The 13,947-nt window shown below is 32.0% G+C and carries 14 protein-coding genes; 6 read left to right on the plus strand and 8 right to left on the minus strand.

What is annotated here, in order from left to right; translation table 11 throughout:
* Positions 1–100: 100 nt before the first annotated feature.
* The 3 genes from LPB87_RS11040 to LPB87_RS11050 are packed head-to-tail and all read left to right on the plus strand — an operon-like array spanning position 101 to position 2,353.
* Positions 101–1,162: a DUF3810 domain-containing protein gene (locus LPB87_RS11040; RefSeq protein WP_230727922.1), complete on the plus strand. Its 1,062-nt coding sequence runs from the start codon at positions 101–103 to the stop codon at positions 1,160–1,162.
* Positions 1,163–1,221: 59 nt separating this feature from the next.
* Positions 1,222–1,716, plus strand: a complete 495-nt coding sequence (locus LPB87_RS11045; RefSeq protein WP_129537742.1) for a sigma-70 family RNA polymerase sigma factor — start codon at positions 1,222–1,224, stop codon at positions 1,714–1,716.
* 7 nt (positions 1,717–1,723) lie between these two features.
* Positions 1,724–2,353, plus strand: coding sequence for a hypothetical protein (locus LPB87_RS11050; protein WP_230727923.1), 630 nt, complete (start codon positions 1,724–1,726; stop codon positions 2,351–2,353).
* Positions 2,354–2,476: 123 nt separating this feature from the next.
* On the opposite strand, the gene LPB87_RS11055 is transcribed toward LPB87_RS11050, so the two are convergent.
* Both LPB87_RS11055 and LPB87_RS11060 read right to left on the minus strand, forming a co-directional pair.
* Positions 2,477–3,286 carry a lysophospholipid acyltransferase family protein gene (locus LPB87_RS11055; protein ID WP_129537741.1) on the minus strand — a complete coding sequence of 270 codons (810 nt, stop codon included), beginning with the start codon at positions 3,284–3,286 and terminating at the stop codon, positions 2,477–2,479.
* A gap of 223 nt (positions 3,287–3,509) precedes the next feature.
* The gene (locus LPB87_RS11060; RefSeq protein ID WP_230727924.1) at positions 3,510–4,154 is read right to left on the minus strand and encodes a CoA pyrophosphatase; all 645 of its coding nucleotides are present in this window, start codon (positions 4,152–4,154) and stop codon (positions 3,510–3,512) included.
* A gap of 175 nt (positions 4,155–4,329) precedes the next feature.
* Here LPB87_RS11060 and LPB87_RS11065 point away from each other — a divergent pair, with 175 nt between their 5' ends.
* From LPB87_RS11065 to LPB87_RS11075, 3 genes are read left to right on the plus strand one after another with little or no spacing between them, the layout of a single operon-like run.
* Positions 4,330–5,076, plus strand: a complete 747-nt coding sequence (locus LPB87_RS11065; protein WP_129537740.1) for a hypothetical protein — start codon at positions 4,330–4,332, stop codon at positions 5,074–5,076.
* Between the two features lie 2 nt (positions 5,077–5,078).
* Positions 5,079–6,152, plus strand: a complete 1,074-nt coding sequence (locus LPB87_RS11070; RefSeq protein ID WP_230727925.1) for a PCMD domain-containing protein — start codon at positions 5,079–5,081, stop codon at positions 6,150–6,152.
* Between the two features lie 30 nt (positions 6,153–6,182).
* Positions 6,183–6,617 (plus strand): DUF4268 domain-containing protein, encoded by a 435-nt coding sequence (locus tag LPB87_RS11075; RefSeq protein WP_129537738.1) that lies wholly within the window; start codon positions 6,183–6,185, stop codon positions 6,615–6,617.
* A gap of 113 nt (positions 6,618–6,730) precedes the next feature.
* Here the strand turns inward: LPB87_RS11075 and LPB87_RS11080 are convergent, their stop codons facing one another.
* From LPB87_RS11080 to yidC, 6 genes are all read right to left on the minus strand, one after another.
* Positions 6,731–7,141 carry a hypothetical protein gene (locus tag LPB87_RS11080; protein ID WP_129537737.1) on the minus strand — a complete coding sequence of 137 codons (411 nt, stop codon included), beginning with the start codon at positions 7,139–7,141 and terminating at the stop codon, positions 6,731–6,733.
* 4 nt (positions 7,142–7,145) lie between these two features.
* Entirely contained in the window at positions 7,146–8,090 is a 945-nt protein-coding gene (locus LPB87_RS11085; RefSeq protein WP_230727926.1) for a nitronate monooxygenase, read from the minus strand.
* A gap of 13 nt (positions 8,091–8,103) precedes the next feature.
* Entirely contained in the window at positions 8,104–9,717 is a 1,614-nt protein-coding gene (locus tag LPB87_RS11090) for a S8 family serine peptidase (RefSeq protein WP_230727927.1), read from the minus strand.
* Between the two features lie 49 nt (positions 9,718–9,766).
* The gene (gene mnmA / locus LPB87_RS11095) at positions 9,767–10,954 is read right to left on the minus strand and encodes a tRNA 2-thiouridine(34) synthase MnmA (RefSeq protein ID WP_129537734.1); all 1,188 of its coding nucleotides are present in this window, start codon (positions 10,952–10,954) and stop codon (positions 9,767–9,769) included.
* A 201-nt stretch (positions 10,955–11,155) separates the two neighbouring features.
* A complete protein-coding gene (locus LPB87_RS11100) occupies positions 11,156–11,878 on the minus strand; it encodes a hypothetical protein (RefSeq protein WP_230727928.1) in 723 nt (240 codons plus the stop codon).
* Between the two features lie 102 nt (positions 11,879–11,980).
* Positions 11,981–13,888: a membrane protein insertase YidC gene (gene yidC, locus LPB87_RS11105; RefSeq protein WP_230727929.1), complete on the minus strand. Its 1,908-nt coding sequence runs from the start codon at positions 13,886–13,888 to the stop codon at positions 11,981–11,983.
* Positions 13,889–13,947: the final 59 nt, after the last annotated feature.

Here is a 13,947-nt window from a genome sequence, read left to right on the forward strand (position 1 = left end):
TTTGAAGTTTAACATTTTCAGATCTCAAAGTTACAAAGTTTAAATTCTTTTTCGATACAATTGATATTGTATTTATATTTACGTATTCAAAATTTACATTGTGAAACGAAAATACATTCTTCCCTTATTCTTACTATTGCAAATCATTATTTTAAAGATTATTCCATTTTTTCCTGAATTCATCGAAAAACACTACAGTACTGGATTATATTTAAAAATCGCTTCTTTTTCAAGAATCATACTCGGATGGATTCCTTTTTCTATAGGTGATTGTATCTATTTTGTCTTGATCGTATTATTTTTAAGATGGCTTTGGTTAAAACGAAAATCATGGAAATTATTATGGAAGGATAACATCTTGGCTATCTTAAGTTATCTTTCGGTATTCTATTTTCTATTCCATTTTCTTTGGGCTTTTAATTATTACCGAGTGCCTTTATTTGAAAAAATGGGAATACAAAGAGAATATTCCGATGCCGATTTATTAGATTTTACAAAAAAACTAATCACAAAAACGAATTCAATTCAATCTCAAATAACTAAAAACAACAACCTCAAAGTTACATCTCCATATTCGCAAGAGCAAATTTTTAAAATGAATGTAAATGGGTATAATAATCTCGCAACCGAGCACCCTTATTTTACCTATTCGCATTTAAGTGTAAAAAAATCGCTTTTCAGTCTGCCTCTTACCTATATGGGATTTGGCGGTTATTTAAATCCATTTACCAATGAAGCCCAAGTAAACAATCTTGGTCCGATGTACAGCTTTCCGATGACTGCGAACCATGAAATGGCACACCAAATGGGTTATGCTAGCGAGAGTGAATGCAATTTTATAGGATTCTTGGCTTCTGTAAAAAACGACAATTTATACATACAATATTCTGGCTATAGCATGGCTTTACGTTATTGTTTAGGAATTTTAAGGGCAAAAGATGAAAAATTATTTAACCAAATAGTAAAAACCGTTCATCCTGGAATTCTAAATAATTATAAAGAGAGCCAAGATTTCTGGAAGCAATATGAAACTTTTATCGAAACTGGTTTTCATATTTTTTATGACAATTTCCTGAAAATGAATCAGCAAAAAGATGGCATGGATAGCTATAGCAAATTTGTTGATTTAATGATTAATTACTACAAAGAGAAAGAACTATAATTTTTTTCTTTATGCAATAAAAACTGTAACAAAATCGGCATTAATACTACTAATACAATATGAACGATAATTTAGAACATTCATTTGTTGTGCAATTGCAGGCAAACCAGAATATAATCCACAAAATTTGTAGATTATATACTGCTAACCAAGATGCTCACAAGGATTTGTTTCAAGAAATTACGATTCAGTTATGGAAAGCATATCCAAAATTTAGAGGTGATAGCAAATTTTCTACTTGGACCTATCGAGTCGCGCTAAACACCGCTATTACGTTATATCGAAAAACAAAGCGTTCGATAGCAACTGTAGAGTTTGAAAATCACCAACATTTTATAAAAGAAGTTGATTACAACTATGAAGAAGAGGAACAGATTAAGTTAATGTACAAAGCCGTTTACCAACTAAACGATATCGAAAAAGCATTGATTTTTATGTATCTTGAAGATAAAGATTATCAAGAGATTGCTGAAACTTTGGGAATTAGTGAAGTTAACGCACGAGTGAAAATGAACAGAATTAAAGGGAAACTTAAAAAAATATTAAATCCTTAAAATAAATATGAAAGAGCTGGATTTACTAAAAAAAGATTGGAATAAAACTGCAGATACTTTTCAGCAAGTATCTGAGGTAGAAATTTATAATATGATTCACAAAAAATCTTCATCGATTGTAAAATGGATCTTGGTTATAAGTCTTCTAGAAATATTATTTTGGACTGCATCGAATTTCGTATTTAGCATTGATGATTTCTTAAAACAAATCAATCATCCTGAATACATACTATATCTTGAAGTGATAACAAACTTTAATTATATTGTAGTACTAATTTTCGTGTATTTTTTCTATAAAAACTACACTACTATATCGACTACAAAATCTACCAAATTATTAATGAGTAGCATCTTAAAAACTCGTAAAACGGTTCAATACTATGTTTGGTATAATTTGGCAATGGTAGTTTTTAGTTCAATTATAAGCTTCTTTATTGCTTTCTCAAGTCCCGAGATGAACTACCTTAAAGAGAAAATTGCGACCAACGGTACAGTAATGCTAATGGTAATATGTATTTTACTTCTAGTTACCCTTATATCATTAGGTTTAGTATGGTGTTTCTACAGACTTGTATACGGCACGCTACTCCGAAGATTGTATGACAATTATAAAGAACTTAAAAAGATTGATTTATAATCACAATATTTTAGAACAGAGCCACAAAGGCGCAAAGGTTAAGAAATACATTTAAAATAAAAAAGGGAGCTGTAAAATATATTTTACAGCTCCCTTTTTAGAAAATTATATTTATATAGAAAACTAATATCCCCATCTACGCATTTTATTCAATTCTTCTTCTAATTTTAGTTCTTCTGCCGGAATAACTTTTAAAAATGAAGGATGTTGCTCAATGGCATATTCTACTTTTTCTACAATTTCATCAATTGTATCATTATCATAATCAATAGCAAGTGGCTCTTTAATTATAAACGATTGTAAAATTCCTTTCTTTTTCATTCGCAATCCTTTTTTATCAAAAGAACGACGGAAGCCATCAATTACAATTGGAACAACAACCGGTCTATGCTCTTTAATAATATGCGCAGTTCCTTTGCGAACTGGTTTGAATGACTTCGTAGTTCCTTGCGGAAACGTAATCACCCATCCATCATTAAGAGCAATTTTTATATTTTCGGTATCATTAGGATTTACATCTCTTTTTTCGGTAACATCAACACCTTTAGCTCTCCAAGTACGTTCTACACTTATTGCTCCAACATAGGATAAAATTCTTGGCAACAAACCAGCTCTCATGGTTTCTTTAGCAGCAACATAATAGATATTCATCTTGGGTTGCCATAAGTAACCTACATTTTTAATATTATCCGCTCTCCCGCTCAAACTTGCGTTAAAAACGTGAAACATAGCTACAACATCAGCAAAGTAAGTCTGATGATTGGATATGAAAAGGACATTAGTATCTGGTAAACTTCTTATAATTTCTGAACCCTCGATTTGCAATTCGTTAAAACCTCGATAACGTCTGTGTGTAATTGCACCAAAAATTCGAATTAACCATTTTTTTATAAATAGTATATGGCCAAAAGGATTTCTTTTAAACAATCCCATAAATTTATGTGTTATTTTGAAAATTAGAAAGACAAACTTACGAAATTTATTCTTGTATTTCTCACTAACAGTCACTCCAGCACAGGAAATCGCAACTACCTATATATCAAACAAAAGAACCTTTTATATATAAAATAAAAGTAAAAAAGAGTTAATGGAATATAAATTATATAGATATAAAAATTCTTTTAAAGCAAATAACAACCCCTACTTTAGCGTTCAATTAATCTACAATATTCTCTTTCAAAACTTCTTTTAACTCACTCAATATCATCGCAGTTGCTCCCCATACAATTTGATTTTCTATTTTAAAAGCAGGTACTGTAATGTTTGTTGCATACGAAGTTGATAAAATAGTTTCAATAACAATTTCATCATCCAAAAAAACTGAAAGTGGCAACTCTATAATATCGGCTACCTCTCTTGGATCTGGCCGAAAATGAATTTCTTCTTTACAAATTCCCAAAAAAGGATGTACAATAAAATTACTTGGTGGAATATAAGTGGGTGTAAATGCCTTTATAACCTCAATTTTACCAGGTAAAACACCTATTTCTTCATGTGTTTCACGCAAAGCTGTATAAGCATAATTATCATCATCTTTCTCGTATTTCCCTCCTGGAAATGCAATTTGTGAAGAATGCACCCCATTGTAGGCATTACGCACAATTAAAACTAAATGCGCAATTTCATTTTTTGGATACAGCAACATCATTACTGCCGCAACTCTTGGATTATTAACTTTGCTATCTATATTTTTCATAACTTCCATTCGTTCCAATGGAGCCATTTTATAATGTGCTACTTCTGCAGGAAGTTCTGCAGCAATAAGACTAGGAACATAATGCAATACGTTTTGAAAATTCATATAGGAGTTTCTAAATAATATATAAATATAGTTCAGAATTCAACATCTCACAAATTTTAACATTAACACCTACCTCTAAAATCTTTGTTTACAAATTAAAACACAATAAAAATCGTACTTTTATAACTGCTATATATTTTTAAATCAGAATATTTAAGTATTATAAAACTAATTTATGATTAAGAAAATCATCATCACCTATTCTTTTTTATTTGTTCTACTATTGTTTATCCAACCTTTTAGTGCTCAAAATAAAATCAATAAGGATAGCATAAGCTCAAAAAACAAGCTCACATCTAAGGGAAACATTTATACTGGAATATCTTTTAATTTCTCAACCAAAGATACTGATGTAAAAGAAGGCTTTTTTGTAAACATAAGCAATCGCTCTCGAAATTTATTTAAAACGAGTGTAGATGGAGGGTACTTCATTAAAGACAATCTTGCTTTAGGAGGTTCAATAAGTTACGAAAACGATCGCCGCAATCAAATTGAAACCGACCAGCAAAATGTTCGAACAGCTGTACAATATGCAAAAGATTCTTATGGAATATATGGAGGAATGAAAAACTTTATTCCTATTGATAACAAAGGGCGTTTTTATCTATATAATTTAGTCCTTTTAGGAGCTAACTTCAAAAATATAATCGAAGAAAGAACCACAGACAACCTGCTTAAAAGAATCTATACTAAAAATGAGGTTGTCGAATTACAAATTAACCCAGGCATCATGGTAAATATTGTAAAAGGGTTTTCTGTAGAAGTCGGAGCACAAGTTGCAGGAATAAGCACCTCTTGGTCACAAACCAAAACAAATGATGAAATCACTGAAAAATCACATGGAACCGATGCTGATTTTAGCATAAATCTGCTACGCTTAAATGTTGGTTTTTACTATTATTTTCCACTTAAACGAAAGTAAAGATGAAAAATACAATACTCTATAATACAATACTTTTTATTCTGTTATTAAGCCTCGCTTCATGCGTAAATGACACGTATTTTGGTAAATCTGACAAAAATGACATTCGTTACTTTACTTTACAGAATCAATCTGGGTTTTCTAACATTGACACAAAAACAAAGACAATCTCCGTTACTATAAATTCAGAAGCTGATATAACTAAACTAGCTATCGACTCTATTGCCTTATCAACTTTTGCAACACTTTCTCCAAATAAAGAAACTACTAGGGACTTTACAACTCCTCAAACTTATATTGTTACTGCCGAAAATGGAAATAAAGCCACTTATACCGTTACAGTTACCCAAGAAGGAGCTTATCCACAATTAGATAACAGCAATTTCGATACCTGGTATACTCCATCAGGAAAGAAATACCAACAACCAGGATCTGACGACAATTCAATTTGGGCAACTGCCAATGATGGAACTACAACCACAAACAGTGCTAATATCACCACATACCCCTATCTAAATAATGGAACCGATTATATTGCACAAATTATCACCAAAGATTTAGGCAGTTTGGCAGGACTCGTTGGCCAACGTATGGGATCTGGCACATTATTTACAGGTAAATTTGTTTTGAATATAGCAAACCCATCTACTTCAGCACAATTCGGAATTCCGTTTACTGCCAGACCCAAAAGCTTTGCTGTCGAAATTAAATACACTGCTGGAATTCCTTATCAAGATGGAAAAGGCAAGGTCTTAAATAAAACCGATCAAGCTGATATTTATGTAATTCTTGAAAACAGAGACAATCCCAATGCCATTAAACGTATTGCTACTGGTTGGTATAGAACCGAAACAACAATGGGTATGAATCTTCAAAATATTAATGTAGATTTGACCTACGGAACGTTAAACTCTACTTTTCCTGATTATCAGAAACCTAGCAATGGACTTTACGGAAGTCCTAATGATAAACCTACACACATTAGCGTTGTTTTTGCTTCTAGTGCCGATGGAATTCTATATGAAGGAGGTGTAAATAGTACGTTGTACGTAAATAATTTTGAACTTAAATATTAAAAATAGTTACGACTATACAAATTATTAAAAATGTACAGTAAAGAAGAATCACAGAAAATGAAGAGAGAATTTTGGGTCGCTTTTGCCGAAAAGTATCCCCGAAAATGGGTGCTCTATGATACCAAAATTAAAGATTTCTCTTTTAAATTTTATGTCGATAACAAAAAAGCACAGGTTTTAATAGACATCGAGCATCGCAATGATGACAAACGAAATGCTTACTATGAAAAACTAGAAGCATTAAAAAATATTCTAGAAGAAGAATTCATCAAAGATCTTGTTTTTGAAAAAGAATATACTTTAGAAAGTGGCAAAACTATTAGCCGTATTTGGATTGAGAAACTAGGTGTTGGTTTTAGTAATCGTAACTATTGGGATGAAATATTCGACTTTTACTTCGAAAAAATGAATGCTCTCGAAATGTTCTATCTAGAATATGATGAATTTATTAAGGACATTGAATAGCATTTTTCTTTAGCTTCTGAGATACTGAATCACAAAGAACTAAAATTTCATAAACCGCAATAACGAACAAACCCGACAAGTTTTAAAAATCTGTCGGGTTTGTTCGTTTCTATTTAGATAGTAAAAATATTATACACAATAATTCGATCGTTGAAATTTATATACAGCTGTTTTCTATTATCTTGTTTCTTTCTAGTGATGATTGATAATTTAGTATCATTTCCTTTTAAATCTTTACAAACAAAAGAATATACAATATCTGTATCGTTTTCTTCTCTGGCTATGTAATCTAAAATTTGATACACTTGCGTCTCTTGTGAATTAACTACAATTCGATTTTTATCTGTATCCAAAACTACTAAAACATTAACCAATTCTAGATCTGACCACTTGCCCCATTTTCCTCTTTCGTTTTTCTCTAAAACACTATAACCTGAAGTTCTAAACTTATAACTCTGAGCATAGGATTGTTGCATACAAAGTGCTAAAAAAAATAATACTATATATATTTTTATTCGATTCATTTATTTAAAAATCTAAATTTAATGTTTGTTTACGTGCTTCTTCGAAATCTGAAATCATCTCCTCAATAATGTCTGCAGCGGGTTTAATATCATGAATAAGTCCTGCTATTTGTCCGATTTCTAATTCTCCTTCTTCTAAATCTCCTTCAAACATGCCACGTTTTGCTCTTGCTCTTCCTAAAAGCGCTACAAGTTCTTCTTTTGTTGGGCACTTTTCATACAATGCCTGAACATCTTGATAAAATTTATTCTTAATTAATCGTACTGGAGCCAGTTCCTTCAATGTCAGTTGAGTACCTCCCTCTTTAACATCAACAATTGTTTGCTTGAAGTTTTCATGTGCTGAAGATTCTGTTGAAGCTGCAAAACGACTACCTATCTGAACTCCATCTGCGCCTAGAATCATTGCCGCAAGCATTCCTTTTCCTGTTGCGATTCCTCCCGCAGCTATAAGCGGAATAGTAATTTTTTCACGAACCATCGGAATCAATGTAAAAGTTGTTGTTTCGTCACGACCATTATGTCCTCCTGCTTCAAAACCTTCGGCTACAATAGCATCTACGCCTGCTTCTTGAGCTTTTAAGGCAAAAATAGTACTACTTACCACATGCACAACCGTAATCCCTTTTTCTTTTAAAAAAGATGTCCATGTTTTTGGGTTTCCTGCCGATGTAAATACAATTTTCACTCCTTCATCAATAATTATATTTATGATTTCGTCAATGTTAGGATACAACATTGGAACATTTACTCCAAAGGGCTTTGAAGTTGCTTTTTTACATTTCTGAATATGTTCCCGTAATACTTCTGGGTACATCGAGCCTGCTCCTATTATCCCTAAGCCACCTGCGTTACTTACTGCACTTGCAAGTTTGTAGCCACTATTCCAAATCATTCCTGCTTGAATTATTGGATACTTTATATTAAATAGAGTTGTTATTTTATTCATGTAATAATGCCAATTATTGTTTTATGATTTTTCCTGTTTTATGGAGGTTATTCGCGTCTAAAGTATAAAAATAAACTCCCGAATCTAACGATTGTAACGAAACTATCGATGCCTGATTTGTAATTTGTTTTTCAATTACTTTTTTTCCGAGTATAGAATATACGGTTACTAATGCTTCATTAATATCTTTTGGCAAAGTAAATGAAATATCAGAATCGGTTGGATTAGGATATACTAAAAAATCTGTTTTTTCTATTGGCTCTACATTTAAAGCTGTATCTAAAGCTAAGCTAAAATTAGGTATTCCATAACCATATTGAGTACTCGGAGATAAATACCTATCTGATGATTGTAAAACCAATTGTCTGATTTCTTTATTTGTTTTATTTGGAAAAGCCTGCCATAAACAAGCAATTGATCCAGCCATTATTGGACATGAGAATGAAGTTCCGTTTATTTTAACAATATTTCCAGAAACATCCGATACTACAGCTGCTGTTCCTTGCGCCATAACATCAGGTTTGATTCTTTGATCATAACTAGGACCAATAGAACTAAAAGATGATAACGCTTTGGTTGCCGTTACTGATCCTACAGTAATTACTGATATTGCATCGGCTGGAGCACCAATGTGTTTCTCTAAAGCATCTCCCTCATTACCTGCAGACGCAACCACAATCATTCCTTTACTAAAAGCAATTTCCGCTCCTCGTGATATAAAGTTTGTTGTACCGTTCATATCACTATACGAATGACTATAATTTGGATTGTCGTATTCAAAATATCCCAGAGAAGTCGTGATAATATCAGCTCCTAATCTATCCGCTTCTTCTGCTGCTTCAACCCAAAGTGATTCTTCAACTGGATTCTCTGAAGCATCATCCTCTGTAATAAACAAATAATAGGAAGCATCAGGAGCAGTTCCAACTAAAGCATTTTCTTTGTATCCTCCCATTGTAGAGAGAACTTCTGTACCATGAGAAACTCCTGTATTGAAGTTAGAATTTCTTAAAACATAGTTATATCCCCCTAAGATTTTATTATTAACTCGTAAACGGTCAAAAGTACTTGCTGTATTAACTCCGGGAAAACCAGCGTCAAGAACAGCTATTATTTTACCTGAGCCTGTATAGTTTTGTTCATGCAAAATTTGCCCATTAAGCATTTGGATCTGGTTTACCGATGTACCATAAGAGTAATTTACAGCAGTTTTAAGATTTTTATCTGTTGATTTTACTTTATCCGAGGTTCCTTTTTTGGCAGTTTCGTTTAATGATTTATTTGCAAAGTCAACTTTAGACACAAATGAGAATAACTTTAGCGTATTGATATTTGCTCGCGTTCCTCTTATATGGAGAGCATTTAACCATTTAGATTGTGCCATAACAGTTATTCCTGAACTTACTTTTATCTGATTGATATAAGTAGTTTCAATAGGGATATCTTTTAGATCCAAAGCTATCTTTTGATTGCTTCTTCTATCCAAAGCTCTTTGCGTAAGCATCAATAATGGGGTATCGTAGTAAACTTGAGAATTGGGTTTACCGTTAAAATAAACCCATGCTTCTTCTTGCGAGAAAGTCGCAGATGATATGATTAAAAAAAGAAATATGAAATATCTTTTCATTTGTTACTTCTTTAAAAAAAGGGAAGACCCTCTGTAAAAAAGTACTAATCTAAGAAATTACTCCCGAACCAACTAATTCATTATCTAAATACCAAGCAGCAAATTGTCCTTCGGTTATAGCTGATTGTGGTTCATCGAAATGAATATACATACCACCTTCAAATTGGTGTAAGGTCGCTTTTTGTAATGGTTGACGGTAACGAATTCTTGCCATTACTTCCATTTGTTCTCCGTTTTTTAAAGCCATATCTGTTCGAATCCAGTGTACTTCTGAATTTTCTATAAATAATGCTTTTTTAAACAAACCAGGATGTTGACTCGTTAAACCAGTATAAATTGTATTTGTTTCTACGTTGGTTGCAATAATAAACAACGGATCTGTTGTTCCTCCCACATTAAGTCCTTTTCGTTGACCAATTGTAAAATAATGTGCTCCTTGATGTTTCCCAACTACTTTACCCATATTTGGAGTATAAGGTAGCTTTTGAGATTCAAATTCTAATTCTTTTTCAAGAGACAAACCAGTTGCTTTCTCTGAATTATATATCGGGTCGTTTTTATCAATTTGTACAATTAAACCATCTTTAGGTTGTAATTGCTGTTGCAAAAATTCTGGCAAACGAACTTTTCCAATAAAACATAAACCTTGTGAATCTTTCTTTTCGGCAGTAACCAAATCCATTTCGGTAGCTATCTCGCGTACTTCTGGTTTTGTTAATGCTCCAATAGGAAACAATGATTTTGCCAATTGCTCTTGTGACAATTGACATAAAAAATAAGATTGATCTTTATTAGTATCGGCTCCAGCAATAAGTTGATATACTTTTTCACCATTTACCTCAATTTCTGCTTTTTGACAATAATGTCCTGTTGCTACATAATCAGCTCCAAGACTTAATGCAATTTTCATGAAAACATCAAATTTAATCTCACGATTACATAACACATCTGGGTTTGGTGTGCGTCCTTTTTCATATTCGTTGAACATATAATCAACGATTTTTTCTTTGTATTCTTCGCTTAAATCAACGGTTTGAAAAGGAATTCCAAGCTTCTCGGCTACCAATAAAGCATCATTACTATCTTCTAACCAAGGGCATTCGTTAGAAATTGTAACTGAATCATCATGCCAATTTTTCATAAAAAGGCCAATAACCTCGTATCCTTGTTGTTGCAGCAAATAAGCGGCAACACTTGAATCAACACCTCCAGAAAGTCCTACTACAACACGTTTCATATATTCGAAATCTAAAAAAAATTATTTTGCAAAGTTAATCCTTAATTGCAGATAATAACTATTGTTTCCATTAGTTTATCCAATCGAAGGGTAGATAAAAGTTATTATAGTTTTTGATGGCATTTATTCCTCCAAAATAACAACAACACAAATCCATTGAACAGCTATTAATTGAAGTTCACCTGAATATTTAATGTTATTTTATTTTTTCTTCTTTTCAACCTTAGTAGCGGTTTCATTTGTATTTTTTGGGTCACTCATATTGACTTCTTTTACTAGTTTTCCGTTTTCAAAAAACTGCCAATTGCCCATTTTTTTTCCTTTTCTGAATATTCCTTTCGAAGCAACAACACCATTCGAGTTATTAAAAACAGCATCTCCATCGAGTTCGTTATTTTTATAGTTCAATTGCTCTAAAATGGTTCCGTTTTCAGCATATCTTTTATAAGCGCCTTCCTTAACATCTTTTGAGTAATTCATTTCTTCAGCAATTTTCCCATTTGGATAAAAAACAGATCGCAAACCATTTAGCTTTCCTTTACTATAATTCTCAATTGTCATTACAGTAGGTGAAGCTTGGTGGTAATATTTCCATTCCCCATCAAAAAGTTTATTAATGACTTTGCCTTCACTTACTTTATTCTTCGCTTGATCATAAAAAATAGTATAAGCACTGCCATCATTTGCACTAAAATCTCTAGTTGCAATTACACTAGCCGCTTTTGTATCATCGTAAAATTTAAAAACACCTGTTTCCTTACCATGATTAAAAATCCCTTCATAACGAGGCCTTTTAGACTCTTCATAAGTTCCTTTCCAAAGCCCATCTTTTTTTCCGTTTTCATCTAGCTTATTTAATGTTTGTGCATTTATAAAAAAAGCATTCAATAATAATAAACCGAGTAGTATTCTTTTACAAATCATCTTATATTCTATTTTTAATCTTAACGAAACAATTCATTAATAAATTATACGGGTATAAAAAAATCCCGATAAATCGAGATTTTTTTATTTTCAATACTTCTATTATTTTTTGCCTTTAGCTGCTTTAGCCGCTTCTTGTTGCTCCATAACTTCTTGTAAACGTCTTTGGAACTTACCTTGTTTTTTAGGCTCTTTTAATTTATTTTCTTGTATTTGAGCATGAATTTTATCGCTATCTACAATATAGTTTTTAATTACATACATAATTCCGATTGTAATTAAGTTAGAGATAAAGTTATACAAACTCAAACCTGCTCCATACGAGTTGAAGAATATCAACATCATAAGTGGCGAAACATAGATCATGATTTTCATCATCTTAGCCATATCTGGCATCCCTTCTTGTTGAGGAGCAGCCATTTGTTGGTCCCCAGATGTCATTTTCATGTAAAAGAAAATCGCAATTGCTGCCAATATTGGAAACAAACTAATATGATCTCCGTATAAAGGAATATTAAATGGTAGATTTACAACAGCATCAAATGAAGATAAATCGTCTGCCCAAAGGAAACCTTTTTGTCTTAATTCAAACGCAGATGGAAAGAACTGGAACGAAGCATACATAAACGGAAGTTGTATCAAGGCTGGAATACATCCCGCCATTGGGTTTACTCCTGCTTTATTATACAGCTTCATTGTTTCTTGCTGTTTTTTCATTGGGTCTTTCTTGTATTTTTCACCCAATTCTGTAATTTCTGGTCGCAATACTTTCATTTTTGCCTGCGACAAGAATGATTTATATGTAATTGGCGACATCGCTATTTTAATAATAATCGTAAATACGATAATAGCAATTCCTAAAGATAATCCCATTGTTGAACTCAAGAATCCAAATAAAGGAATGAAGATAAATTTATTAATCCAACCAAATATCCCCCAACCTAATGGGATGATTCGTTCTAAATTTGCATCATATGATTTTAAAGTTTTATAATCTGAAGGTCCAAAGTACCAACTCATATTATAATCAATCTCCCCATTTGAAAATACTAACGGTATGTTAGATTTGAACTGTTTAGTAAAAACTGTATCTATTTTTTCGTCATTAATTAAATCAAATGATTCTAATTTAGATTTTTCAAAAGGTTTTTTTGTCAATAAAATAGTTGAGAAAAAGTGTTGTTTGTAAGCAACAAAACTTAAACTTTCAGGTGTAACCTCTTCTTTTTTTCCTAAACCAGCATAATCAACTTTTCCGTCTTTATGCTCATAATAAATTTCTGCATAACGCTTTTCAATAGAAATGCTTTTCTCATTACGATAGGTTTTTAAATTCCATTGTAAATCTAATGGTTTAGATGTATTTAAAACTTTGTTTAATCCTTGTGAACGAAGATCAAAACCAACCATATAATCATTTGGTTTCAACACGTACTTGTATTCCAAGAATTCATTTGGACCGGCTTTTAAACGCATTGATAATACTTGATCCTCACCATTTTTAGTCAATGTAGGTTCAAAAAATAAATCTTTTGTGTTTAAAGTACGATTATCATTAGTCGCTAATTGGATATTTAAGTTAGCATTGTTGTCTTTAATCAACTCTACTAATTGTCCTGATCCTTTTTGGAATTTTTCGTATTTTTTCAAAATAGCTTCAACTATAAAACCACCTTTATTGGCAATTTTTAATTTTACTACATCATTTTCGATTGTTGTATAAGCATCTTTAGCAGAAGGAAGCGTAGCCGAATAAGCAAATCCACCTAATGTTTTTTGCAATTTTGCTAATTGCAATGTATCTCCAGGGGCTGTTGCAATTGGTAAAGCCGCAGTTTTAGCAGCAGCATCTTTAGCTTGAGCTTCTTGTTTTGCAACTAATTCTTTTTTGGCTTTTTCTGCTGCGATAGTAGCTTCAGAAGGCTTGTTTTGATACATTATCCAAATCAAAATACCAAAAATCAATATAAAACCAATAACCGAATTGAGATCAAATTTTTTTTCTTCCATTGTAATTTTTATTCTAAATTTTATGTTTGCGTTTCTTCTGTTTTTAGAAACTTATACAA

This window comes from Flavobacterium sp. EDS, from assembly GCF_020991525.1.
In the GTDB taxonomy this organism is placed as follows: Bacteria; Bacteroidota; Bacteroidia; order Flavobacteriales; family Flavobacteriaceae; genus Flavobacterium.

Excerpts from the sequence above, each read along its gene's own strand:
- LPB87_RS11070 (WP_230727925.1), top strand. The coding sequence starts at position 5,079 with ATGAAAAATACAATACTCTATAATACAATACTTTTTATTCTGTTATTA.
- LPB87_RS11085 (WP_230727926.1), bottom strand. The coding sequence starts at position 8,090 with ATGAATAAAATAACAACTCTATTTAATATAAAGTATCCAATAATTCAA.
- LPB87_RS11055 (WP_129537741.1), bottom strand. The coding sequence starts at position 3,286 with ATGGGATTGTTTAAAAGAAATCCTTTTGGCCATATACTATTTATAAAA.
- LPB87_RS11075 (WP_129537738.1), top strand. The coding sequence starts at position 6,183 with ATGTACAGTAAAGAAGAATCACAGAAAATGAAGAGAGAATTTTGGGTC.
- yidC (WP_230727929.1), bottom strand. The coding sequence starts at position 13,888 with ATGGAAGAAAAAAAATTTGATCTCAATTCGGTTATTGGTTTTATATTG.
- LPB87_RS11045 (WP_129537742.1), top strand. The coding sequence starts at position 1,222 with ATGAACGATAATTTAGAACATTCATTTGTTGTGCAATTGCAGGCAAAC.
- LPB87_RS11090 (WP_230727927.1), bottom strand. The coding sequence starts at position 9,717 with ATGAAAAGATATTTCATATTTCTTTTTTTAATCATATCATCTGCGACT.
- LPB87_RS11080 (WP_129537737.1), bottom strand. The coding sequence starts at position 7,141 with ATGAATCGAATAAAAATATATATAGTATTATTTTTTTTAGCACTTTGT.
- LPB87_RS11065 (WP_129537740.1), top strand. The coding sequence starts at position 4,330 with ATGATTAAGAAAATCATCATCACCTATTCTTTTTTATTTGTTCTACTA.
- mnmA (WP_129537734.1), bottom strand. The coding sequence starts at position 10,954 with ATGAAACGTGTTGTAGTAGGACTTTCTGGAGGTGTTGATTCAAGTGTT.
- LPB87_RS11100 (WP_230727928.1), bottom strand. The coding sequence starts at position 11,878 with ATGATTTGTAAAAGAATACTACTCGGTTTATTATTATTGAATGCTTTT.
- LPB87_RS11060 (WP_230727924.1), bottom strand. The coding sequence starts at position 4,154 with ATGAATTTTCAAAACGTATTGCATTATGTTCCTAGTCTTATTGCTGCA.
- LPB87_RS11050 (WP_230727923.1), top strand. The coding sequence starts at position 1,724 with ATGAAAGAGCTGGATTTACTAAAAAAAGATTGGAATAAAACTGCAGAT.